Source organism: Leucobacter sp. USHLN154 (assembly GCF_037145595.1).
Lineage (GTDB): Bacteria > Actinomycetota > Actinomycetes > Actinomycetales > Microbacteriaceae > Leucobacter > Leucobacter alluvii.
Map to the genome: position 1 here is coordinate 187,453 of NZ_JBBCXF010000007.1, position 20,334 is coordinate 207,786.

The window sequence follows — 20,334 nt, forward strand, 5'->3', positions numbered from 1 at the left end:
CACTCATGCGTTCATCCGTTCTCGCAGTAGGCGCTCTCACCGTCGCCGCGCTCGGTCTCGCCGGTTGCAGCGCCACCGACTCGGCGGCGTCGTCAGCCGACGAAGCGCAGGCCTGGCCCGACTCCATCACGCTCTCATTGGTGCCGTCGGTCGAGGGCGAAGACCTCGCCGAGGCACTCGATCCACTGACGACGTATCTCTCCGACGGGTTGGGCATCGAGGTCGAGGGCGTCGTCGCGAGTGATTACGCCGCGACCGTCGAAGCGCTCGGCGCCGACCAGGCGCAGGTCGTCATCACCGATGCGGGATCCCTGTACAACGCCATCGAGCAGTACGACGCCGAGCTGGTGCTGCGCGACGTGCGCTTCGGCGCGACCTCGTACGCCGCGGTCGCGTACACGAACAATCCCGACAAGTACTGCGACGCCGAGCCGGTGATGGCGACCTACGCCGCGAGCGACATCGAGCTGTCGTACTGCAACGGCACCGAAGCGGCCGGCGCAGACGCGATGGGTGCCGGCCCGGCCGGCATCGACGCGCTCGAGAAGATCGACGAGGGCACCCGGGTCGCACTGCAGGCGGCGACCTCGCCCGCCGGCTACCAGTACCCGGTCGTCGCCATGCGCGACGCCGGCATCGACACCGACGCCGACATCGAGCAGGTGCCGGTGGAGGGCAACAACAACGCCGTGCTCGCGGTCGCGAACGGCGACGCCGAGGTGAGCTTCGGCTACTGGGATGCTCGCACGACCGTGACGGCCGAGGCCCCCGATGTGGCGGAGAAGGTCACGGCGTTCGCCTACACCGAGATGATTCCGAACGGCGGCGTCGCGGTCGCCCCGTCGCTGCCCGCCGATCTCGTCGAGCAGCTCACCGAATTGATGGCCGAGTACGCCGACTCCTCTGAGGAAGCCGAGGCCGTGATGTTCGACCTCGTCGGACTTTCGGGATGGACCACCGAGACCGCCGAAGACGAGATCGCGCGCTACGGCGAGATCCTGGGCGAGTTCTCCAACTGACCAGAACCAAGTACATGTCACACTCACTCGATGAGCGCCGCGGGGCGAGCGGCCGGTGCACGCCGGACGCCGCCTCGTGGCGCATCGCCCTCGACCGCGTCTCGGTCACCTATCCCACCGGCACACGTGCTCTGCGCGATGTCTCGCTGAGCATCGAGCCCGGCGAGATGGTGTCGATCGTCGGGCTCTCCGGATCCGGTAAGTCCACCCTCATCCGCACCATCAACGGTCTCGTCGGCGCCACCGAGGGAAGCGTCACGGTCGGCCCGCACCGCATCTCAGAGCTGCGGGGTCGCGGGCTCCGGGAGGCACGCGGGCACATCGGAATGATCTTCCAGGCGTTCAACCTCGCGGAGCGGGCGAGCGTCTACCGCAACACCCTGGTCGGCCGCTTCGCGCACTCCCCGGCGTACCGCACGCTGCTCGGCATTCCAAGCGCTGAGGATCGCGAGATCGCGCTGCGCGCGCTCGACTCCGTCGGCATCCTCGACAAGGTGTGGCACCGCGCCGGTGCGCTCTCCGGCGGCCAGAAACAACGCGTCGCGATCGCCCGCGCACTGTCGCAGGAGCCGAGCGTGATGCTCGCCGACGAGCCGGTCGCGAGCCTCGACCCGCCCACGGCGCACGCGGTGATGGCCGACCTGGAGCGCATCAACGCGGAGCGCGGTCTCACCGTGCTCGTGAACATCCACCTCATGGACCTCGCGCGGCAGTACACGAACCGCATGATCGGTTTGCGCGACGGCCGCGTCGTGTACGACGGATCAGCCGCCGCTGCGACCGACGCCGACTTCGAGCAGATCTACGGGCGTCCGATCCAGCCGCGCGATCGCCTCGGAGAACGGGCGTGACCGCGATTCTGCGCGAACTCGAGGTGCCGTCGAAACCGCGGCACACCCTGCGCACGGTGCTGATCGTCTCCGCCATCGCGGCGTTCACGATCGCGACCTGCCTGCCGGCGATCGGCGGCATCGAGCTCGATCTCGCGGCGATCGCGAAGCACTGGCGCAACGGCGTGACGAAGCTCGTGCAGCTCGCGCAACCGAACTTCGCCTTCGTGCCGCGCACCCTGGCGCCGCTGCTCGAGACGCTGCAGATGGCGCTCGTCGGCGCGGCCGCCGCGGCGCTGTGCTCGATCCCGCTCACGCTGTGGGCAGCGGCTCCGACGAACCCGAATCGCGTCACTCGGGGCGTCGTGCGCACGCTCAACAATGTGAACCGCGCCGTGCCCGACCTGGTGTTCGCCACCGTGCTCGTGGCGATGGTGGGCGTCGGCGCACTGCCGGGCGTCATCACGCTCTTCCTCTTCAACATCGGCATCGTGGTGAAGCTGGTCTCCGAGGCGATCGATGCCGCCGATCACCGCTACATGGAGGCGGGGCGTGCTGCTGGAGGCACGCAGTTCCAGATCAACCGGGCGACGGCACTGCCGCAGGCCTGGCCGCTGTTCGCGAATCAATGGCTCTACGCGCTCGAACTCAACGTGCGCGTATCGGCGATTCTCGGCATCGTTGGCGCGGGCGGCATCGGGCGTCTGCTCGATGAGCGGCGGGGGTTCTACGCCTACTCCGATGTCTCCGTCATCATCCTCGAGATCCTCGTCGTGGTCATCGCCATCGAGGTCCTCTCCAATCTGCTGCGCCGGAGGCTCGTATGACCGTGATGCTGAACGCCCCGGTGCCAGGCGCACCCACTGCGCCCCTGCCGGGCTCGCGCGACCTTCCGCCGCGGCCTTCGCGCGTCGCGGCGACGGCGTGGGCGATCGCGGCGGCGCTCGTCGTGCTTGCGGCGGCAGGCACGCTGCAGATCTCGTGGAGCGACCTTCCGTCGGTTCCCGGCCAGGTCGCCCACTATCTCCGGCTGATGTTCGAGGCTCCGAACTGGGAGAAGCTGCCGCGCGCGCTGTTCGAGACGTGGCGGTCGATCTCGATGGCGTGGATCGGCGCCATGCTCTGCGTCGCCGTGTCGATTCCGCTCGGGATGCTCGCCGCGAACGGCGTCGGGCCGCTTTGGGTGCGAGCGCTGCTGCGCGGCATCTTCGCGGTGCTGCGCGCCGTTCCCGAGGTGATCATCGCGCTCGTGCTGCTCACCGTCACCGGGTTGACGCCGCTGACGGGAGCGCTCGCACTCGCGATCGCGGGGATCGGCACCCAGGGCAAATGGGTGTACGAGACCGTCGAGTCAGCGCAGGAGGGTGCGGTCGAGGCCGTGCGCGCAGCGGGCGGCACTACCGCGGACGTGACCAGGTGGGCGATCTGGCCGGCCGTCGCCCCCGCGCTCCTCTCGTTCGCGCTGTATCGATTCGAGATCAACATCCGCACCTCCGCGGTACTCGGACTCGTGGGCGCCGGCGGTATCGGAAGTATGCTGTCGAACTACACGAACTACCGGCAGTGGGACACCGTCGGCATGCTGCTCATCGTCGTCATCGCGGCGACGATGCTCATGGACGCCGTCTCGGGAACCATTCGTCGCCGCATCATGAACGGAAGCAGATGACCACCACGTGGCAGGGTTCACCCGACGCCCGGCCGAGTGCGCGCATCGCCTCGCTCGCTCCCGCGCTGCAGCGCACCGAGCGCCGCGTCGTCGAAGCCATCGCGGCCGACCGGGAGCGCGCGGTCGAGTGCACGGCGCAGGCGCTCGCCGAGCGGGTCGGGGTGGGGCGCACCACGGTGATTCGCGCGGCCCAGTCCCTCGGCTACGACGGGTACCCGCAGCTGCGCGTCGCCCTCGTGCAGGAGCTCGCCCTCGAGGGCGCTGCGGTCGCCGGGACTGCGGCGGGCCGGGGCACGACGGGGGCGGCAGGCGCGGGTGGCGCGGGTGGCGCCGCAGGAAGAGCGGGAAGCGGCGCTCGTGGCGATGCGATCGACCCCACGATCCTCGGCGCACTGCGGGTGAGGATCGCGCAGCTCGCCGCCCGTCTCGATGACTCGATGGCGGCGCTCACGCCGGAAGCGGTGGACGCGTTCGTGCAGGCGCTCGACTCGGCCGACCGGCTGCTCGTCGTCGCCAACGGCCTGTCGAGCCCGATCGGCCTCGACTTCGCCATGCGGCTCAACTCGGCCGGGCGCTCTGTGGAGCAGTTCGCAGATCCGATGGCGCAGCAGATCGCCGCTCGGCAGCTCGGGGCCGGGTCGGTGTGCGCGGTGTTCTCCGGCTCGGGAGCGAACCGGGCGACCCTTGACGTGATGGGGGCCGCGCGCTTGAGCGGCGCGCGAGTCATCGCGATCACATCATTCGCGCGATCAGCTGTCGAGAAGCTGTCGGATGTCACGCTGGTGGTGCCGCCCGTGGGCGGGAGCTTCCACGACGAGCTCATCCACACCTCGCGTGCGGCGCTGATGCTGCTGACCGAGCATCTCGTCGACGCATTCGTCGAGATGCGCGGCGACCGCGGCCGCGACGCGCGCTCCGCAGTGCTCACCGTGCTCGCCGACGCGCTGGAGGAGTAGGCGAAGCGCCCGACCGGCGGGCGAGGGCGGCCGCGCAGCTCTCAGCCGACGAGATGCTCGCGCAGCGTCGAGCCCGTGTAGGCGCTGCGGAAGACGCCGCGTCGCTGCAGCTCGGGAACCACGCCGTTCACGAAATCCTCGAACGACGAATGGTAGAGGGCTGGCATGATGATGAAACCGTCGGCGGCCTCGCTCTCGAAGAGGTGCTGCAGCTCGTCGGCGATCGTCGCGGGCGACCCCACCAGCTGCGGGTGCAGCTGGTTGAGGGCCTGCTCGATCGCGAGCTCGGCGACCGTCAAGCGACGCCGCTCGCTCACCGCTGCCAGCATGTCTTCGAACCCGGCGCTGCCGGTGGCGCCGCGGTGCGCGGCGAGTATCTCAGTCGCGGGAGCCGCGGGGTCGAGGGACTCGGCGTGCAGCAGCCGCTCGAGCTTCGCGAGCGCGCTCGGCAGGTCGATCTGCGCGACCAGCGCGGCGAGCTTCGCGTCAGCCTCCGCGTCGGTCCACCCCACGATCGGTTGCACGCCCTGCAGCACGCGAATGGCATCGGGATCACGACCGTGATCGACGCGGGCCCGGTCGCGGATCTCGGTGCGCAGCTCCCGCATGGCCTCGGGGGAGTCGCCGATCGCGAAGACGACCTCGGCCCAGCGCGCCGCGAAGGCCCTGCCGCGGGTCGAGGAGCCGGCCTGCATCAGCACCGGGTGGCCCTGCTGGCTCTGCGGCAGGGTGAGCGGACCACGCGAGAGCCCTTCGCCGACCCGATGCACGCGCGACGGGTCGGCGAAGACGCCTGCCGTCTGGTCGTGCACGAGCGCATCGGGCTCCCACGATTGCCACAGCTCGACGACGGTCTGCACGACTTCGTCGGCGTGGTCGTAGCGCTGGCCGGGCGCCGCGATGCCTGCATGACCGAGATTGCGCGCCTCGGCATCGGTCGTCGACGTCACGATATTCCATGCGGCTCGTCCGCCAGACAGGTGGTCGACGGAGAGCAGCTGACGGGCGATGGCGTACGCGGGCACGAAGCTCGTCGACACGGTCGCGCCGATGCCGATGCGCGACGTCACCCCGGCGACGAGCGCCGCCTTGGCGATCGGGTCGAGGTAGATCGCCCCCTTCCCGGCGGTGCGGAGGGTCGTGGCGTAGTCGCCGGCGCCGTCCTCCGGCACCGCGAGCGCGTCCGCGAAGAAGATCATGTCGAAGCAGCCGCGCTCGAGTGTGCGTCCGAGATCCGCCGTGAACGACCCGCTCAACCAGTCGGCGCGGCTGAGCGGATTGCGCCAGTTCTCGGCGTACTGGCTCGTGGGCGGATTCACCATGCCGACGAGGTGCATGCCCCGCTTCATGAGGCGCGCGACTCGGGCTCGGTCGCCGGAGGCGCGGCGGTGCCGACCACCGACGGGCTGTTGATGGAGACGGTGAGGTGCGTCACCACGTGCTGCACCTGCGCGCCGACTCCGATCCAGGCGTTCGCGGCCGTCTCGAGCACCGCGGAGAGGTCTCCGTCGAGCCGGGTCGCGTAGTGATCGGAGCCCGAGTAGACCCCCGACGCCTTCGCCTGATCGATCGCGGCATAGATCGGCGTCATGTGGTCGACTGGGGCGGCGGGCGCTGCGGCACTCGCGACCGCCGCAGGCGATGCGGATCCTGCGTCGAGCAGCGGATACAGCGACCAGTGCGCCCGAGCGCGAACGCCGCTCTCGGGGAGCGCGATCGGAGCGGCGGCGAGCGCGTGCACGCCGGGCGGAAGCGCGCACTGCAGTTCTCCCGGGCAGCCGCGGGAGAGCAGGATCGCGGCGGACAGATGCGCGCCGCTTCGCGCGGCCGCGGCGACGACGCTCTGCACGTAGGCGAGCACGCGCTGCTCGCCGCCGGTCACGAACGTGGAGATGTCATTCGTCTCGATGGTGAGGCCGGTGGTGTCGGCCGAGCCGAGTGCCCCCAGGATGATGCGCACGTAGTCCGAGTCGTAGACCGAGAGCGTGAAGCGCGCTCCAACGCCGTACTGCTCGGGAGTGGGCGTCGGATGCGTCGCTGAAGTCACGCCCCAACCCTAGGCGACGATCGCGTGCGTCGTGGAGCGGGTGGCGGGATGTTGCTAGGGTGAACCTCACACGGGAGTCCGGTAGGCCGGGCTGAGAGGAAAGTCCACAGCTTTCGACCGTCGAACCTGATCTGGATCATGCCAGCGCAGGGAGACACTCTACGAACCCGTGCCCGAACGAAACGGAAGGGCACGCATTCATGCGCCATCACACCCATACCCGCACCCTGACCCGCGCGGCCGCGCTGCTGTCGACGGCTGCGATCGCACTCGTCGGCTGCGCGAGCACCGCGGCGGCGCCGAACGGCGCGAGCGCCGGGGAGAACGCCGGCAGCACCCGGGTCACCTTCGCCCTCGACTGGGCGCCGAACACGAACCACATCGGCGTGTACGTCGCCGACGAGCTCGGGTACTTCGACGAGGCGGGACTCGACGTCGAGATACTGCCGTACGGCTCGACCCCGGCGACCCAGCTGGTCTCCGCCGGCGAAGCCGATTTCGGGATCGGCGGCCAGTCGACCGTTCAGGTGGCGCGCACCGCCGGGCTCGACCTCGTGTCGGTGTATCGCGTCACGCAGCGGGACTCGGGGCGTCTGGTCACTCTGGCGGATCGTGCTGACGTCGACCGCCCCGCCGATCTCGACGGCATGACGTTCGGCGGCTTCGGCTCACCGCTCTACAGCGCCCTCGCGCGCGCCACGATCGAGGGCGACGGCGGCGAGGGGTCGTTCGAGGAGGTGGTGCTCGACACGGGCGCCTACGAGGCGCTCTCGCAGGGCCGCATCGACTTCACGCTGTCGGTCGCGACGTGGGAGAATCTGCAGGCAGAGCTCGACGGCCACCCGTACCGCGAATTCGGGTATCAGGACTTCGGGGTGCCGGAGCAGCAGTCCACCGGCATCGTGTCGAGCGAGGCATATCTCGAAGCGCACCCGGAGGAGTCCCGCGCGTTCGTGCAGGCGGTCGCCCGCGGCTACGCGTACGCGGCCGAACAGCCCGACGCTGCGGCCGAACTGCTCATCGCGGCGAACCCCGACACCCTCGGCGCGGCCGACGAGCTCGTCCATGCCAGCGCCCGGCTGCTCGCCGAGGACTACCTCACCTCTCCCGAACGCGAGATCGGCGCGATCGACCCCGAGGCGTGGGACGCGTTCGGCGCGTTTCTCTTCGACGGCGGATTCCTGACCGACGCGGAGGGGCGGCCGCTCACGGAGCAACCCGACTGGAGCGAGTACGCCACCGACGCGTACCTGGGGTGAACACCCGCATGATGCGCAGTGTCCGACGGGGGCTCTTCGCAACCGGCGGTTCGTGGTCAGAACGACTCGCCCTCATCGCGGCGCCGACGATCGCGTTCCTGCTGCTGCTCGCCGCGTGGCAGGGAGTGGCCGCTGCGGGCCTCGTGCCCGCGGAGATGCTGCCAGCTCCGACGCGCGTGGTGAGCGCCGGTGCCGCCGAGCGCACCGCGCTCCTGCGGCACGCGATCCCGACGCTGATCGCGACCGTCGCGGGATTCGCCCTGTCGGTATCGGTCGCCTGGGTGACGGCGACCGTGCTCGACTTCTCGCGGATCCTGCGCAGCGCTCTGCTCCCACTGCTCGTCGTGAGCCAGACCCTGCCGCTCATCGCGCTCGCACCGCTCGTGGTGCTCTGGTTCGGCTTCGGCCTGCTCCCGAAGATCCTGCTCGTCGCTTTCGTCACATTCTTCCCGATGGTGGTCGGGCTGCTGCGCGGGTTCGCGGAGGCGGACCCGGAGGCCGAACGCCTGCTCGCATCGATGGGTGCGTCGCGGGCGACGGTGTTCCGCCTGGTCAGGCTCCCGGCGTCGACGGCTTCGTTCTTCTCGGCGTTGCGCATCTCGATCACCTATGCGGTGGTCGGCGCGATCTTCGCCGAGTACGCGGGAGCCGTCGCCGGCCTCGGCGTCTACATGCAGTCGGCGAAGAACGTCTTCCGCACCGACCTGGTGCTCGCCGCAGTCGGCGTCAGCACGCTGCTCACCCTGTGCCTGTTCGGCATCGTCGTACTCGCCGAGCGCGTGGTGGCGCCGTGGCTGCGCATCGAACAGGGACGGGATCGCACGCACCGGGGGACGCGATCGTGACGCTGCTCGAGGTCCGCGGCGTCGGCAAGTGCTTCGCCGATCAGGTCGTACTCGAAGACGTCTCCTTCGACGTCGACGACGGCGAGATCGTCGCGATCATCGGCGCGAGCGGGAGCGGGAAGTCGACGCTGCTGTCGCTCCTCACCGGCGCGTTGCATCCCGACTCCGGGGAGATCCGCTTCGCGGGTGCGCCGCTGCCGCAGCGGCGTCGGCCATTCGCCTACATGCCGCAGCGCGATGCGCTGCTGCCGTGGCGGAGAGTCGTCGAGAACGCGGCCATCGGGCTCGAAGTGCAGGGCGTGAGCAGACGGGAAGCGCGGCGTCGCGCACGTGAGCTCCTCGAGCCGTTCGGTCTCGCGGGTACCGAGTTCCGATACCCGCGGCAGCTCTCCGGCGGAATGCGCCAGCGCGTTTCGTTCCTCCGAGCCGTCGTGCAGGAGCAACCGATCCTGCTGCTCGACGAGCCGTTCGGCGCACTCGACGCCATCACCCGCGACGATCTGCAACGCTGGCTGCTCGAGATGTGGCGAGATTCCGGGTGGACGATCGTGTGCATCACGCACGATATTCGCGAAGCCGTGCGCCTGGCCGATCGCGTGCTCGTGCTTCCCAGAACCCCCGGTGCCCTGGCCGGGGAGGTGGCGGTCTCCCGAGAGATTCCGCGCGCCACCGGAATGCTGACCGATCCGAGGGTGCCGCCGCTCGAAGCGGAGCTGCACGCACTGCTGCGGTCGGCGGGCTAGGGCAGCCGGTCAGCCGCGCCGCGGGCCGCACGATCGAACCCCATCGCGTACGCTCGCTCGGGCAGTCCGGCGAGCGGAGTGCGCAGCGCTGCATCGAGTGCGGCGGCGGAGACCGATGCGAGTCGCCTCGGCCACGGTCGGCCCAATGACGTGTTGAACGCGGCGAGCCGGGCCGCAGTTCGCGCGGAGGCGAGTCTGCCGCGCTCCCACCGCGCGAGCGCGGCGCGGTGGGAACCGTCACCATCCGGCGCCGTGCGCCGTTGCCGGTCGCGGTGAGGGCCGCGGCGAGCCTGTGCGAGCACCGGAGCGAGCGTCGCGGCATCGAGGAGCCCCAGGTTCATGCCCTGGCCGCCGATCGGGCTCACCTCATGCGCGGCATCACCGATCGCGATGACGGAACCGGCGAACACCATGCGATCGAGCAGGACGCGGCGGATGCTGAAACGGCTCGCCTCGCTCACGTGCGCTGCGAGAGCGGGGGCCAGCATGCGCGTCGCGATCGCCTCGGCGAGTCGTTCGCCGTCGCCTGCCGCGCGCTCGGCGTTCGGATGCTCCGGATCCGACGCGATCCTCGCCACCAGGCGGCGTCGGCCGCCAGGCAGAGGAAACGACTCCGCGACGCCGCACGCGCCGAGGGTGATCACCGCCGTGCCCTCCGGCTGCCCGGGAGCAGCGCTCAGATCGGTCATGAGATACCTGTCGGGATAGGCCCGCGAACGCCCGGTGAACAACCCGCTCAGCAGACGCCGCCCGGATGCACCAGCAGCCACGATCAGGGTGCGGGCGAACCAGGTGCGCGATGCTCCGTCAGCGTCCAACGCGTGCACGTGCACCCCCTCCGGCGTGGGGTGCACGCCCACGACGCGCACGCCACGCACCGGAATCGGCCCGTACGCGGCCACCGCAGCCTCGGTGACCGCCTGGGGGACGGAGGCGACGAACGGGAAGCGCGATGGGCGGCGGTCGAAGCGCACCTCGCCGACCGTGCGACCGGCGGCGACGGCGATACCGCGGGGAATCCGCACAGCCTCTGCGAGAATGCGCTCCGTCGCACCGCCCGCCTCCAGCGCGGCGAGCACCGGAGGATGAACGCCGATCGCGCGAGAACCGGGCGACGCATCGGCGCGCTGCTCGAGCACGACGACCTCGACCCCCAGACGATGCAGTTCGGAGGCGACGAGCGAACCACTCGGCCCGGCACCGACCACCAGGACATCGCAGGCGGTGACGCTCACCGCTCGCCCCGCAGCTCGACGCCCTCCTGATCGGGGCGGTGCACCGCGAGGAGCCGGAACCGGTTGACCTGCTCCGCCCGCCACCGCGGCGGCAGCACGTGCGACAGCTCGCTTCTGGTGTAGCTGCGACGGATACTCCGAAGCCCGTCGACGCGCAGGAGGGTGCCGGCGCTCACCGGCACCGCGCCCACGGCGAATGCAGCGTAGGCGAGTCGACCGCGAGCGATATCGGAATGCACGGCGAGCCTTGAAGCGAGAGCCTCGGAATCGGCGAGCAGCCCGCGGAACTCGGGTTCGGACAGGTGATGGAGGAGATGGTTCGAGACCACGACGTCGAATCCCTCACCCGCGGCCACCAGTTCCGAAGAGAAGCACTCGCGGTATTCGACCCCGGGAACACGCCGCGCGTTTCTCGCCACCGCGATGGCGCGCGGATCGGGGTCGATCCCGACTCCCTGCACTGCGTACCCGTCGCGGGCGGCCATCCGAACGATCCGCCGCAGCACATCTCCGCCGCCGCATCCCACGTCCAGTATCCGCAGATGAGGCGCGGATCCGCTCGTCGAGCGCGACGCAGCCTCGAGCGCGGGACGGATGTGGGTGCGGTAGACCCGGCCCCATGACGAGACAGCGCGATTGACCGCGTCGAACCCCTGCAGCGTGCGGCGCAGCCGGCCCGCGTCGCACGAGGGATCGTCCATGATCTCCGTCAGCCGGGTGTCTCGCTCGGCGAGCGAAACGAACGTCCTGCGCTCCATCGTGACAGCCACGGCCGGATCAGACCGCGTTGCGCGATGCCGTATTGGTCGCCGGGGCGCTCGCCGCAGCGCCGACGGGGATTCCCGTGGCACCCGTCACATCGGCTTCAGGGATGGTCTGGGCCTGCTCAGTGCGCGCGGCGACGCGGGTGAACCGCGCCGTTTCCACGGTCAAGCCCGGGCCGAAGCACAGCCCCGCCACGGTCGCACCGTCGGCGAGCGAATCGTCGGCGAGGATGCGCTGCAGAATGAACAGGATCGTCGCGCTCGACATATTGCCGTACTCCCGGAGCACCTCGCGGGACGGGAGCATCGCGTCGTCCGGGAGATCGAGGCCGCTCTGCACCCGGTCGAGCACGCTCCGCCCTCCGGGATGCACGGCCCACGCGTCGATGCCGGAGACGGCTCCCGTGGCGTCGCGACCGAGCATCGGTCCCACCACAGACGCAATCTCCCGCCCGATGATGCGCGGGACGTTGGCGGTCAATCGCATTTCGAATCCCTGGTCTCCGATCGTCCAGTCCATGTCCTCCTCGCCCTCAGAGGTGAGCGCGGTCGAGAATGCCCCGACGTCGAGCACGGGCGTCGAGCGTCGTGCCGCCATCGGATCGGAGGCCACGATCGCCGCCCCCGATCCATCGCCGAACACCGCGGAGGCGACGATCTGCTCGGGATCGTTGGAGGAGCGGATGTGGAGCGAGCAGAGTTCGGTGCAGACGACGAGGACGACGGATCCCGGCTGCGCGTCGGCGATCCGCGTGGCGGCGCGCAGCGCGGGGAACGCTGCGGCGCATCCCATGAATCCGATATTGGTGCGCTCGGCGCTCGTCGGGATGCCGAGCTCGCGCACGAGCAGGTAATCGGGGCCCGGCGCGAAGAATCCGGTGCACGACGCGGTGACGACGTGCGTCACGTCGGCCGCCGAGAGACCGGCTCGTTCGAGGGCGTCCCGGGCCGCGGCTGCGGAGAGGGGCGGCGCTTCTCGCCGGTACACCAGATTCCGTTCGCCGGTCGAGGGGGAGCGGAGAAGCTCGTGATCCTCCATGAACACGTCCGAGTTCGCAGACGGGCCGTTGTCGGAGTCGAGACTGCCGATGACGGAATATCGGGTGTCGATCGCCGACTGATCGAACGCCGCTCCGATGAGTCTGGCGGTGAGCCGGTCGACTCCGGGCTGGGCGGCGAAGAAATCTCGGGTGCGCGCCTGTGCCAAGCGCGCGGACGGGACTGCGGTACCGATGGCGAGGATCTGCGTGACCATGAGGCAAACCTAGTGGTGCTGCCAGCGCGGCACTCGGGGCTTGACAGGGATCGCGGCATTCCGAGACCGCGTGGTCGCACGCCCCGACTCAGAAAGCTGGGAACTTACTGCATATCGTCTCCCAGGCGCAACCACCTAGTGGGAGGGCTCCGAAGCACTCACACTAAGACAACCCGGTGACATGCGCTGTGCCGACATCGTCACCTCCAATGAATATAGAAGGAGAACGTCGTGAAGAACTCACCTAATCGCATTCTCGGAGTGATCTTCGGCGCGGTCTACGTCCTGGTCGGCCTGCTCGGCTTCGCCGTCACCGGTGGAGTGGGCTTTGTCGCGACCGAGGGCGGTCTGCTCCTCGGTATCTTCGAGGTGAACCCGCTGCACAACATCGCCCACCTCTTGATCGGTGCGGCCCTGCTGCTCGCCGGCCTCGCGAACGTTCGCGCTGCGAAGGGCGTCAACGGCACCGTGGGTGCCGTGTACCTCCTGCTCGGCATCGTCGGCTTCTTCATCGCCGATACCGCTGCGAACATCCTGGCGCTGAACACCGCCGACCACATCCTCCACCTCGGCAGCGCGCTCGTGCTGCTCGTCGTCGCCATCGCGGCCGACAAGCACGTCGAGCCCGCGACGCGTCCGGCGATCTAACATGCGCGCGTTCTGATGATGATCAGAGCAATGTGGCCGGCCCTGGCTTCGCTCGGGGCCGGCCTCGTGCTGTTCGCGACGGCCGCCGGGGCGTCACCGGGCGTCGCCGTTCCCGTCGGTATCATCGGGGCCCTCGAACTCGCATGGTCGTTCGCCGTTCTGCGAGCGGGGCGGCTCGTGCTGCCTCGCACCGCGGTGGCGGGCGGCGCGATCGGCCTCGTGGGGGCGGGATTCCTGCTGCTGACGGGACCGCTCGCGTTGATTCCGTTTCTCGCGCTGTTCGTGTTCCACTGGTCGATCGCCATTGCCGCCGTGATCGAGTTGCGCGGCCAGCGCGCTCAGCGCGGAGCTGCTGCGGGGGAGCCGGCGCCGGAGTCTCGGCAGCGTCGGGCGGGGGTCTTCGCACTCGTGCTGGTGGTCGAGGCGATGCTCGTCGCTGCGATCGCGACGCCCGCGCTCGCTGCGAGCGAGGCCGGCGAATTCGCCGTCCCGCACGGCACATCCCACGCCGGCCACTGAACGGGCGCCGCTCGGATCGCCCCGAGCGATCGCTGCACGTCGTAGGGTGGAAGCGGAGAGCCTCGTGCTCCACGAGGTCGGAAGGAGAGTCTGATGCTGCTCAACCTGGATGCACTCGCGAACACCGGCGGGCAGAGCGTGCTCCCGTGGGTGATCGGAGCCGCGATCATCATCGTCATCGCGGCCGCGCTCATGATCTTCGCGGCGGTGCGCAAGCGCCGCGCCGCGGCGAACCCGAACCCGAGTGCCGCGCCCGAGCCGGGCGACCCCGGCGACCCGACGCGCCTCTGACTGGCTGAGCCGAGGCCTCAGAGGCCTCGCCCATCCCTGCCGGACTGCGGAAGAACGATCACGGAGGATTCACCATGCGCGCAACGGAAGCTCTCGTCGACCTGGCTCGGCGCCCGCTGGACGCCGCCGAGGCGCTGCGTCCACAGCTCGTACCAGAACTGCTGAACGCGCACCCGCACCACGACAACTCCGTTGCGTGGTTGCTGTGGCATGCGGCGCGCGAGATCGACGAGCAAGTCGCGAGCCTCTCGGGCGAGGAGCCGATCTGGACGGCTCAGGGGTTCGACCGGCGATTCGACCTGGGCCCAGCTGCGTCGAGCATCGGATACGGCCACAGCGCGGAGGAGGCGAGGAGCATCGTCTCCGGAGATGCGGCGCTGCTGCTCGAGCACCTGCGCGCCGCGGTGGAGGCGCAGGTGGCCTATCTGATGTCGCTCGATGACCCCGCGCTCGACGACGTCATCGATGAAGCCTGGGATCCGCCGGTGACCCGTGCTTCACGACTCGTGAGCATCTCGGCAGACGCCCTGGAACACGTGGGGCAGGCATCCTACGTCGTCGGCCTCGGGAGCGGCGCGTTCGAGTGAGGCGCCGGCTCGCCCAGCGCGAACTCGGTGCGACGGTGCACGACGCCGTTGATCTGCAGGGCGAGGGAGGCGGGTCCCGGGTAGTATCTGCGCGTCGAGATCGGGCGGAAGGACTGCGCGGCTGACACGCGCGCCGCCTCGCCGGGCGCCAGTTCGCGGCGGGCGAGCTTGAACACCTTCGTGCGCTCGCGTCCGCGGGCATCGGGAAACGCGAGCACATAGTCGATCATGATGCGCGCGGCGTCGGAGCCGCGGTTGGTGATCGTCGCCGAGAACTGCACCTCGTCGCCGATCATCACGCGCGGGCGGGAGAGCGCGAGCGGGGTGACGTCGAGCCGCGCGAGCCCGTATCCGAGCAGTGCGAGCGCATCCGCGTCACCTCGCTTCACGAGCGTGCGGAGCGCGTGTCGCGAGGTGCGGTCGACATGTGCACCGCCGGCGGCCCGCCACCCGGCGACGCACTCCACGACGAATCCGGGATGGTGCCGGCTGTGGTCATTCACATGGTTCGCCACCGATCGGCGCACCGCTTCCTCTGGGTCGTCGGAGAGCGCATCGATGACGCCTCGTGTGGGAAGGGGATCGGCGATGAGTGCCGGGATGCGCTCTGCCCAGGGCAGGAGCGGTCGGCTGCCCTCGGAGGCGAGACGGCGGACGTGCCAGTCGGGGTCGCCGGTCCATCCCTGCATCTGCGCGAGCGCCCGGGGGAGATCGTGCCGGAGCAGCGGGCGAATCGCGAACTCCGACGTCATGCGGGGTGTCAGCTCACGCAGCAGGGCGAGGGCGTCGTCGAACGCCTCAGGCGCCCCCGCCTCGAGTGCGCTCCAGGCGACGGCGAGGCCGACTGGCCAGAGCATCCAGCCCGAGAACTCGGGGTCCTGCTGCGCCGCGCGGACGATCGCGTTCAGTCGAGCCGGAGCGGTGCCGTGGTCCTCGCGCACGGCGCCGGCGAGCAGACGCGCTCGCTCGCTGAGGCCGCGGCCGGCGAGCGAGGCTGCTGCGCCCCGCAGTGCGTCGCCGTCGGCAGCCGGGTTCGCATTGAGCAGCAATCTGGCGAGCGCTTCCGCGCGATCCCGACCGAGCAGCTCATCGGTCATCGACATCGAGGCGCTCCGCTCGTCCAGGCTGCAGGGGCGCGCAGAAGGAATCGCGCTCCGCATGGAGTGTACGGCACCCCGCAGGACCGGAGTAAGCCAGTTGCCGTGGCGCCCGTCAGCCCATTAGCGTCGAGATGTTGCCTCGAGCGGGGCGCCGAGAGGAGCACCATGAGCGCGCACGACCGAGACCCGTCCCAGAGCGCTGCGGTCGCAGCGCCGGCGGCCGACCGAGGGTTGGTGCCCCGATTGATCGCCGGGGCCCTGCGCATGAGACTGGTTCGCGCATTCCTGAGGTACGGCGAGCATCGCGGCTCCATGCTCGCCGACAGCCTCACATACCGGGCGCTGTTCAGCGTCTTCGCCGGCATTTCGCTCGGGTTCTCCGTGGCAGCGCTCTGGTTGAGCTCCAACCCGGAGGCGATGGCGACGCTCACCGAGACACTCGATCGAGTGATCCCCGGCATCGGCGACATCGTCGATCCGAGCACGTTCGCCGCTCCCGGATTCTCCATCGTCGGAGTGATCTCCCTGCTCGGCCTGCTCGGTGCGGCGATCAGCGCGATCGGGAGTCTTCGCATCGCGTTGCGGACGCTCGCAGACGAAGTGCACGACGACGTGTTCGTGCTGTGGGTGATCCTGCGCAACCTGCTGGTAGCCGTGCTGTTCGGAGGGCTGCTCGCCGCGGCCGCCGTCGTGAGCGTGGTGGGCTCCTTCGGCATCTCGTCACTGCTCACATGGCTGGGAATGGGAAACGGGTCGTTCACGGAGTGGGCGACCCGCGTCTTCGGCATCCTCGTCGTCTTCGTGATCGATACCGTCGCCATCGCACTGGTGTTCCGCGTGCTCTCCGGCGTGCGAGCGCCGGCGAAGGCGCTGTGGGGCGGAGCCGTCGTCGGCGGCGTCGGGCTCGTCGTGCTGCAGGAGCTCTCGGGCCTCTTCGTGCGGGGAGCCACCGCGAACCCGTTGCTCGCGTCGTTCGCGACGCTGATCGCGCTGCTGCTCTGGATCAACCTCTCGTCCCAGGTGATTCTCATCGCCTGCAGCGTCATCATCACTGCAACAGCGGAATCCAAAGACCGACTGCGCGAGAAGTTCGGCGCCGAAACGCTGGTGCAGCGCCGGCGACTTCGGGCCGAGGAACTCGTCCACGCTGCGACGCGCGAGTTGCGCGCCGCGCAGGAGGCTGAGCGGAGCGAACGCGCGAAAGGGGTTGTCGATGCGACGGGGGAGCCGCACGCAGGAGCAACGGCGGAGCGAGCGTCGCGGCCGGGGCAGTAGCAGGTCGCCGTCCGCGGCTCGAGAGATAGGGTGAAGTGATCGCCCGCACCGACGGGCGCATGAGGCTTCGCGATGACGGAAGGCAGGCGCACGTGACCGACCAGCAGCACCACTTCGAGGAGGCCGTTCGCGCCTCGGCACGGACGGGGCACGAGCGCACGCTCGACGACCTGCAACGGCTCGTGCGCATTCCGTCGGTGTCGTGGCCCGCCTTCGACCCGGCGCACGTCGCCGCGAGCGCCGAGGAGATCGCGGAACTGCTCCGCGAGACCGGCGTCTTCGATGTCGTCGATGTGCGTCGCGCCCCCGTCGAGGGCGGGACCGATCTGGGGCAGCCCGCCGTGGTGGCTCGTCGTGCGGCACGCAACGGGCGACCGACGGTGCTGCTGTACGCCCACCACGACGTGCAGCCTCCCGGGAAGGACGAAGACTGGCTGTCGCCGCCCTTCGAGCCGACGTTGCGCGACGGGCGGCTGTACGGACGCGGGGCCGCCGACGACAAGGCGGGCGTCATGGCGCACATCGGGGCCATTCGTGCGCTGGCCGCGGCGGCCGAATCGGAGAAGCGCGTTCTCGACCTGGGCATCGCGCTCTTCATCGAGGGTGAGGAGGAGTGGGCGTCGCAGTCCTTCGGCAACTTCCTCCGGGAGAACCGCGACATGCTCGCGGCGGACGCCATCATCGTCGCCGATTCGAGCAATTGGGATGAGGAGACGCCGGCGTTGACGGTGGCGCTGCGCGGCGCTGTGGCGTTCAACGTGCGCATCCAGACGCTCGACCGCGCCTCCCACTCCGGCATGTTCGGAGGGGCGGTACCCGACGCCATGCTCGCGGCCGTGCGCCTGCTGGACACACTGTGGGACGCGGACGGCGCCGTCGCCGTCGACGGGCTCGGGGCGGCGGACCTCGACGTGCCCGACTACGATGAGGCGCGGCTGCGGTCCGAGACGGGACTGCTCGACGGGGTGAGTCCGGTGGGTCGCGGCGCGATCCTCTCGCGGCTCTGGGCTCAGCCGTCGATCTCGATCACGGGCCTCGATGCTCCCGACGTCGCGAACGCTTCGAACACGCTCATACCCAGCGTTCGTGTGCGCATCAGCGCGCGCATCTCTCCGGGGCAGGACCCGAATGCCGCGTATGCGGCCCTCGTGCAGCACTTGCAGGATCGCGCGCCGTTCGGCGCGCATCTGACCTTCGAAGACCCTGGCCTGGGGCAGGCGTTCCAGGTCGACACGAGCGGCTGGGCCGTTTCCGAGGTGCGTCGGGCGATGGCCGACGCCTGGGAGCGCGACCCGGTGGATATCGGCGTCGGCGGATCGATCCCGTTCATCGCGGAGCTCGTGGACGAGTTTCCGGAAGCGCAGATCCTGGTCACGGGCGTCGAGGACCCCGACGGGCGCGCGCACAGTCCGAACGAGTCGCTGCACCTCGAATCGTTCCGCAAATCGCTGCTGTCGGAGGCGCTGTTCCTCGCTCGTCTCGATCAGCGCATCGCCTGACCCATCGGCGTCGCGCGATGGGCGTCAGCCGTCGCGCGACGCTGCGTCAATGCTTGTGCGCGGGGCCGTTCGTATCGTCGGCCGCAGTGATATCCGCCGCGCGAGAGACCGGCTGAGCCGCTGGTCCCTCCGGAGCGGTCTGCGATGAGCCGGGCTCCTGTGTTGCTTGAGCTTTGAGGAGATCGCGGATCTCACCGAGCAGGTCGACGTCGCTCGGTCCGGTCGGGGCCTCGGCGACCTTCGGGCGGAGCTTGTTCATCGGCAGGACGAACACGAAGTAGACGACCGCGGCGACGATCACGAAGTTGATGATCGCTCCGATGACGGCGCCGAACGCGATCTCTCCGCCCCGCGGCAACCCGACGATCAACGCGCCGTCGAGCGAGTCGGCATCGAACGCCTGCCCGATGATCGGGTTGATCAGCGAATCGACGACTCGCTGCACGACGGTGTTGAACGCGGCGCCGATGACGACGGCGACCGCGAGCTCGATCACGTTTCCTCGCAGAATGAACGCTTTGAATCCACTCAACATGTGTTCCCCTCCCTAGTCACGACTGCGGTTCCACGTTAGCGGTTCCCGCACACGAGTCGGGGCCCGGTGCGAAACAATCCGCACCGGGCCCCGAAGGTCGAGACGTGTCAGACGCAGGCCATCGCGTCGTCGGTGACGGCGTCGAAGTAGTCGCTGATCAGGGTGCTGCTGTCGTCCACGCTCGTCGGGTCCTTGGCGTACTCGTAGAAGCGCTCGTAGACCGACTGATTCGGGCTCGAGATATCGGCGAGCGGCTTCAGGGAGTCGAGCACCTCCGGCGTCAGCTCTCCGGAGGCGCCGAGCGTCGAGAACGCGGTCAGCGCATCGCAGAATTCTGCGGAGCGTTCACCGACGTCCTCACCGGTGCCGCTCGAGCTATCAGCCGCTGCATCGGCGGCGCCCTCGGCGGCACCTTCCGCTGCGCCGTCGAGCTCGCTCTCGCTCGGAGCGGGAGAAGCGGTCTCGAGCTCTTCCGTCATCTGCTCGTAGTCGTCGACGGCCGCACCGGTGGCGTTCATCACGGAACCGAGAATGAACAGGGAGAAGATCAGTGCCCCGATGCCCGCGAGGACGGCGACGCCGCCGGTGATGACGCCCGTGAGCGACATGCCCTTCGACTGGCGCTTCCTCAGCGCGAGAATACCGAGGATCACGGCGGCGATGCCGCCGAGGATTCCGATGAACCACGCCCAGAAGAAGACGAGGCTGGCGATACCGATGATGAGCGACGCGATGGCGAGGCCCTTCGGCGCCGCCGGAGGGAAGCCGCCTGAGCCGTACCCGCCCTGGGGCGACTGCGGGCCCTGCGGTGGGACGCCGCCGTAGGGCGCTTGGCCCGGCTGGGAAGCGCCGGGCTGCGAAGCGCCGGGCTGCTGCGGAGCTGGCGGCGTCACGCCGGGAGGCGGAGGCGTCGCACCCGGCGGGGGAGGCACCGATGCGCCCGCGGGCAGCGGCGTCGTCGCAGGCGGAGGCACCGCGGGCCCTGGCTGGAAATCGGAGGGGAGCTGAGAGGTGAGCTCCGGCTCGGACACGGACGGCGGCTGCAGCGGCGTGGTGGGCTGCTTCGGCTGCTCGCCGTTCGGAAGATTCGGGTCGGACATGAGCGGTCTGGCTCCTTCAGCTGGATCGGCTTCCCCGGGCCGATTCGCGTCGCCCGACGACGAGCGCGACCCCGGTGGTGCGACACGGGTCCCCGTCGCACCATGCCATCCTATGCGCGAACCGCGTACGCCGTCCGATTTCGCTCGGTGTCTGCAAT

The 20,334-nt window shown here is 69.7% G+C and carries 22 protein-coding genes and 1 riboswitch; of the genes, 14 read left to right on the plus strand and 8 right to left on the minus strand.

All coding sequences use genetic code 11. The features are described from left to right. The first annotated feature begins 5 nt into the window (after positions 1 to 5). The 5 genes from phnD to WFH23_RS13450 are packed head-to-tail and all read left to right on the plus strand — an operon-like array spanning position 6 to position 4,474. Positions 6 to 1,019, plus strand: a complete 1,014-nt coding sequence (phnD, locus tag WFH23_RS13430) for a phosphate/phosphite/phosphonate ABC transporter substrate-binding protein (RefSeq protein ID WP_336662902.1) — start codon at positions 6 to 8, stop codon at positions 1,017 to 1,019. Positions 1,020 to 1,033: 14 nt separating this feature from the next. Beyond that, positions 1,034 to 1,870 carry a phosphonate ABC transporter ATP-binding protein gene (gene phnC / locus WFH23_RS13435; protein ID WP_336662903.1) on the plus strand — a complete coding sequence of 279 codons (837 nt, stop codon included), beginning with the start codon at positions 1,034 to 1,036 and terminating at the stop codon, positions 1,868 to 1,870. Next, positions 1,867 to 2,676, plus strand: a complete 810-nt coding sequence (gene phnE, locus WFH23_RS13440) for a phosphonate ABC transporter, permease protein PhnE (protein ID WP_336662904.1) — start codon at positions 1,867 to 1,869, stop codon at positions 2,674 to 2,676. Before phnC ends, phnE (WFH23_RS13440) begins: the two co-directional genes overlap by 4 nt. Then, a complete protein-coding gene (phnE, locus tag WFH23_RS13445) occupies positions 2,673 to 3,518 on the plus strand; it encodes a phosphonate ABC transporter, permease protein PhnE (protein ID WP_336662905.1) in 846 nt (281 codons plus the stop codon). The genes phnE (WFH23_RS13440) and phnE (WFH23_RS13445) overlap by 4 nt, the downstream gene beginning before the upstream one ends. Then, the gene (locus tag WFH23_RS13450; protein ID WP_336662906.1) at positions 3,515 to 4,474 is read left to right on the plus strand and encodes a MurR/RpiR family transcriptional regulator; all 960 of its coding nucleotides are present in this window, start codon (positions 3,515 to 3,517) and stop codon (positions 4,472 to 4,474) included. The genes phnE (WFH23_RS13445) and WFH23_RS13450 overlap by 4 nt, the downstream gene beginning before the upstream one ends. 41 nt (positions 4,475 to 4,515) lie before the next feature. Here WFH23_RS13450 and WFH23_RS13455 read toward each other — a convergent pair whose 3' ends face one another. Together WFH23_RS13455 and WFH23_RS13460 are read right to left on the minus strand one after the other, a co-directional pair. Then, complete coding sequence (locus tag WFH23_RS13455; protein ID WP_336662907.1) at positions 4,516 to 5,823, minus strand: NtaA/DmoA family FMN-dependent monooxygenase; 1,308 nt, start codon at positions 5,821 to 5,823, stop codon at positions 4,516 to 4,518. Next, positions 5,820 to 6,521 carry a YkoF family thiamine/hydroxymethylpyrimidine-binding protein gene (locus WFH23_RS13460; protein ID WP_336662908.1) on the minus strand — a complete coding sequence of 234 codons (702 nt, stop codon included), beginning with the start codon at positions 6,519 to 6,521 and terminating at the stop codon, positions 5,820 to 5,822. Before WFH23_RS13460 ends, WFH23_RS13455 begins: the two co-directional genes overlap by 4 nt. 60 nt (positions 6,522 to 6,581) lie before the next feature. Then, positions 6,582 to 6,691: riboswitch (TPP riboswitch) on the plus strand. A 30-nt stretch (positions 6,692 to 6,721) separates the two neighbouring features. On the opposite strand from WFH23_RS13460, the gene WFH23_RS13465 reads away from it, so the two are divergent. The 3 genes from WFH23_RS13465 to WFH23_RS13475 are packed head-to-tail and all read left to right on the plus strand — an operon-like array spanning position 6,722 to position 9,368. Beyond that, positions 6,722 to 7,780, plus strand: coding sequence for an ABC transporter substrate-binding protein (locus WFH23_RS13465; RefSeq protein WP_336662910.1), 1,059 nt, complete (start codon positions 6,722 to 6,724; stop codon positions 7,778 to 7,780). Positions 7,781 to 7,788: 8 nt separating this feature from the next. Beyond that, complete coding sequence (locus WFH23_RS13470) at positions 7,789 to 8,625, plus strand: ABC transporter permease (protein WP_336662911.1); 837 nt, start codon at positions 7,789 to 7,791, stop codon at positions 8,623 to 8,625. Further along, positions 8,622 to 9,368 (plus strand): ABC transporter ATP-binding protein, encoded by a 747-nt coding sequence (locus WFH23_RS13475; RefSeq protein ID WP_336662912.1) that lies wholly within the window; start codon positions 8,622 to 8,624, stop codon positions 9,366 to 9,368. Before WFH23_RS13470 ends, WFH23_RS13475 begins: the two co-directional genes overlap by 4 nt. On the opposite strand, the gene WFH23_RS13480 is transcribed toward WFH23_RS13475, so the two are convergent. From WFH23_RS13480 to WFH23_RS13490, 3 genes are read right to left on the minus strand one after another with little or no spacing between them, the layout of a single operon-like run. Next, a complete protein-coding gene (locus WFH23_RS13480) occupies positions 9,365 to 10,603 on the minus strand; it encodes an FAD-dependent oxidoreductase (RefSeq protein WP_336662913.1) in 1,239 nt (412 codons plus the stop codon). The two genes, WFH23_RS13475 and WFH23_RS13480, sit on opposite strands and share 4 nt — an antisense overlap. After that, positions 10,600 to 11,373, minus strand: a complete 774-nt coding sequence (locus WFH23_RS13485) for a methyltransferase domain-containing protein (RefSeq protein ID WP_336662914.1) — start codon at positions 11,371 to 11,373, stop codon at positions 10,600 to 10,602. The genes WFH23_RS13480 and WFH23_RS13485 overlap by 4 nt, the downstream gene beginning before the upstream one ends. Positions 11,374 to 11,380: 7 nt before the next feature. Next, positions 11,381 to 12,622 carry a type III polyketide synthase gene (locus WFH23_RS13490; protein WP_336662915.1) on the minus strand — a complete coding sequence of 414 codons (1,242 nt, stop codon included), beginning with the start codon at positions 12,620 to 12,622 and terminating at the stop codon, positions 11,381 to 11,383. A 231-nt stretch (positions 12,623 to 12,853) separates the two neighbouring features. On the opposite strand from WFH23_RS13490, the gene WFH23_RS13495 reads away from it, so the two are divergent. The 4 genes from WFH23_RS13495 (at position 12,854) to WFH23_RS13510 (ending at position 14,667) form a co-directional block, all read left to right on the plus strand. Next, entirely contained in the window at positions 12,854 to 13,270 is a 417-nt protein-coding gene (locus WFH23_RS13495; RefSeq protein ID WP_090149936.1) for a DUF4383 domain-containing protein, read from the plus strand. A 15-nt stretch (positions 13,271 to 13,285) separates the two neighbouring features. Beyond that, the gene (locus WFH23_RS13500) at positions 13,286 to 13,789 is read left to right on the plus strand and encodes a hypothetical protein (protein WP_336662916.1); all 504 of its coding nucleotides are present in this window, start codon (positions 13,286 to 13,288) and stop codon (positions 13,787 to 13,789) included. 93 nt (positions 13,790 to 13,882) lie between these two features. Then, positions 13,883 to 14,080, plus strand: a complete 198-nt coding sequence (locus tag WFH23_RS13505; protein ID WP_336662917.1) for a hypothetical protein — start codon at positions 13,883 to 13,885, stop codon at positions 14,078 to 14,080. A gap of 74 nt (positions 14,081 to 14,154) precedes the next feature. Beyond that, positions 14,155 to 14,667: a mycothiol transferase gene (locus WFH23_RS13510; protein ID WP_090149926.1), complete on the plus strand. Its 513-nt coding sequence runs from the start codon at positions 14,155 to 14,157 to the stop codon at positions 14,665 to 14,667. Here the strand turns inward: WFH23_RS13510 and WFH23_RS13515 are convergent. Beyond that, a complete protein-coding gene (locus WFH23_RS13515; RefSeq protein WP_176698342.1) occupies positions 14,631 to 15,770 on the minus strand; it encodes a DNA alkylation repair protein in 1,140 nt (379 codons plus the stop codon). The two genes, WFH23_RS13510 and WFH23_RS13515, sit on opposite strands and share 37 nt — an antisense overlap. Positions 15,771 to 15,932: 162 nt before the next feature. Between WFH23_RS13515 and WFH23_RS13520 the strand changes: the two genes are divergently transcribed. Further along, on the plus strand, positions 15,933 to 17,042 hold the full coding sequence (locus WFH23_RS13520; RefSeq protein ID WP_090149923.1) for a YihY/virulence factor BrkB family protein: 1,110 nt from the start codon (positions 15,933 to 15,935) through the stop codon (positions 17,040 to 17,042). A gap of 92 nt (positions 17,043 to 17,134) precedes the next feature. Beyond that, complete coding sequence (locus WFH23_RS13525; protein ID WP_336662920.1) at positions 17,135 to 18,541, plus strand: dipeptidase; 1,407 nt, start codon at positions 17,135 to 17,137, stop codon at positions 18,539 to 18,541. A 46-nt stretch (positions 18,542 to 18,587) separates the two neighbouring features. Here the strand turns inward: WFH23_RS13525 and mscL are convergent, their stop codons facing one another. Further along, positions 18,588 to 19,076, minus strand: a complete 489-nt coding sequence (gene mscL, locus WFH23_RS13530; protein ID WP_336662921.1) for a large conductance mechanosensitive channel protein MscL — start codon at positions 19,074 to 19,076, stop codon at positions 18,588 to 18,590. A gap of 107 nt (positions 19,077 to 19,183) precedes the next feature. Next, positions 19,184 to 20,176 carry a DUF4190 domain-containing protein gene (locus tag WFH23_RS13535; RefSeq protein WP_336662922.1) on the minus strand — a complete coding sequence of 331 codons (993 nt, stop codon included), beginning with the start codon at positions 20,174 to 20,176 and terminating at the stop codon, positions 19,184 to 19,186. Between the last annotated feature and the right edge of the window lie 158 nt (positions 20,177 to 20,334).

Bases quoted from the DNA above. Each gene is read 5' to 3' on its own strand.
- phnD (WP_336662902.1), top strand. From the start codon at position 6: ATGCGTTCATCCGTTCTCGCAGTAGGCGCTCTCACCGTCGCCGCGCTC.
- phnC (WP_336662903.1), top strand. From the start codon at position 1,034: ATGTCACACTCACTCGATGAGCGCCGCGGGGCGAGCGGCCGGTGCACG.
- phnE (WP_336662905.1), top strand. From the start codon at position 2,673: ATGACCGTGATGCTGAACGCCCCGGTGCCAGGCGCACCCACTGCGCCC.
- WFH23_RS13450 (WP_336662906.1), top strand. From the start codon at position 3,515: ATGACCACCACGTGGCAGGGTTCACCCGACGCCCGGCCGAGTGCGCGC.
- WFH23_RS13455 (WP_336662907.1), bottom strand. From the start codon at position 5,823: ATGAAGCGGGGCATGCACCTCGTCGGCATGGTGAATCCGCCCACGAGC.
- WFH23_RS13465 (WP_336662910.1), top strand. From the start codon at position 6,722: ATGCGCCATCACACCCATACCCGCACCCTGACCCGCGCGGCCGCGCTG.
- WFH23_RS13470 (WP_336662911.1), top strand. From the start codon at position 7,789: ATGATGCGCAGTGTCCGACGGGGGCTCTTCGCAACCGGCGGTTCGTGG.
- WFH23_RS13490 (WP_336662915.1), bottom strand. From the start codon at position 12,622: ATGGTCACGCAGATCCTCGCCATCGGTACCGCAGTCCCGTCCGCGCGC.
- WFH23_RS13500 (WP_336662916.1), top strand. From the start codon at position 13,286: ATGATGATCAGAGCAATGTGGCCGGCCCTGGCTTCGCTCGGGGCCGGC.
- WFH23_RS13505 (WP_336662917.1), top strand. From the start codon at position 13,883: ATGCTGCTCAACCTGGATGCACTCGCGAACACCGGCGGGCAGAGCGTG.
- WFH23_RS13510 (WP_090149926.1), top strand. From the start codon at position 14,155: ATGCGCGCAACGGAAGCTCTCGTCGACCTGGCTCGGCGCCCGCTGGAC.
- WFH23_RS13515 (WP_176698342.1), bottom strand. From the start codon at position 15,770: ATGTCGATGACCGATGAGCTGCTCGGTCGGGATCGCGCGGAAGCGCTC.
- WFH23_RS13520 (WP_090149923.1), top strand. From the start codon at position 15,933: ATGAGCGCGCACGACCGAGACCCGTCCCAGAGCGCTGCGGTCGCAGCG.
- mscL (WP_336662921.1), bottom strand. From the start codon at position 19,076: ATGTTGAGTGGATTCAAAGCGTTCATTCTGCGAGGAAACGTGATCGAG.
- WFH23_RS13535 (WP_336662922.1), bottom strand. From the start codon at position 20,176: ATGTCCGACCCGAATCTTCCGAACGGCGAGCAGCCGAAGCAGCCCACC.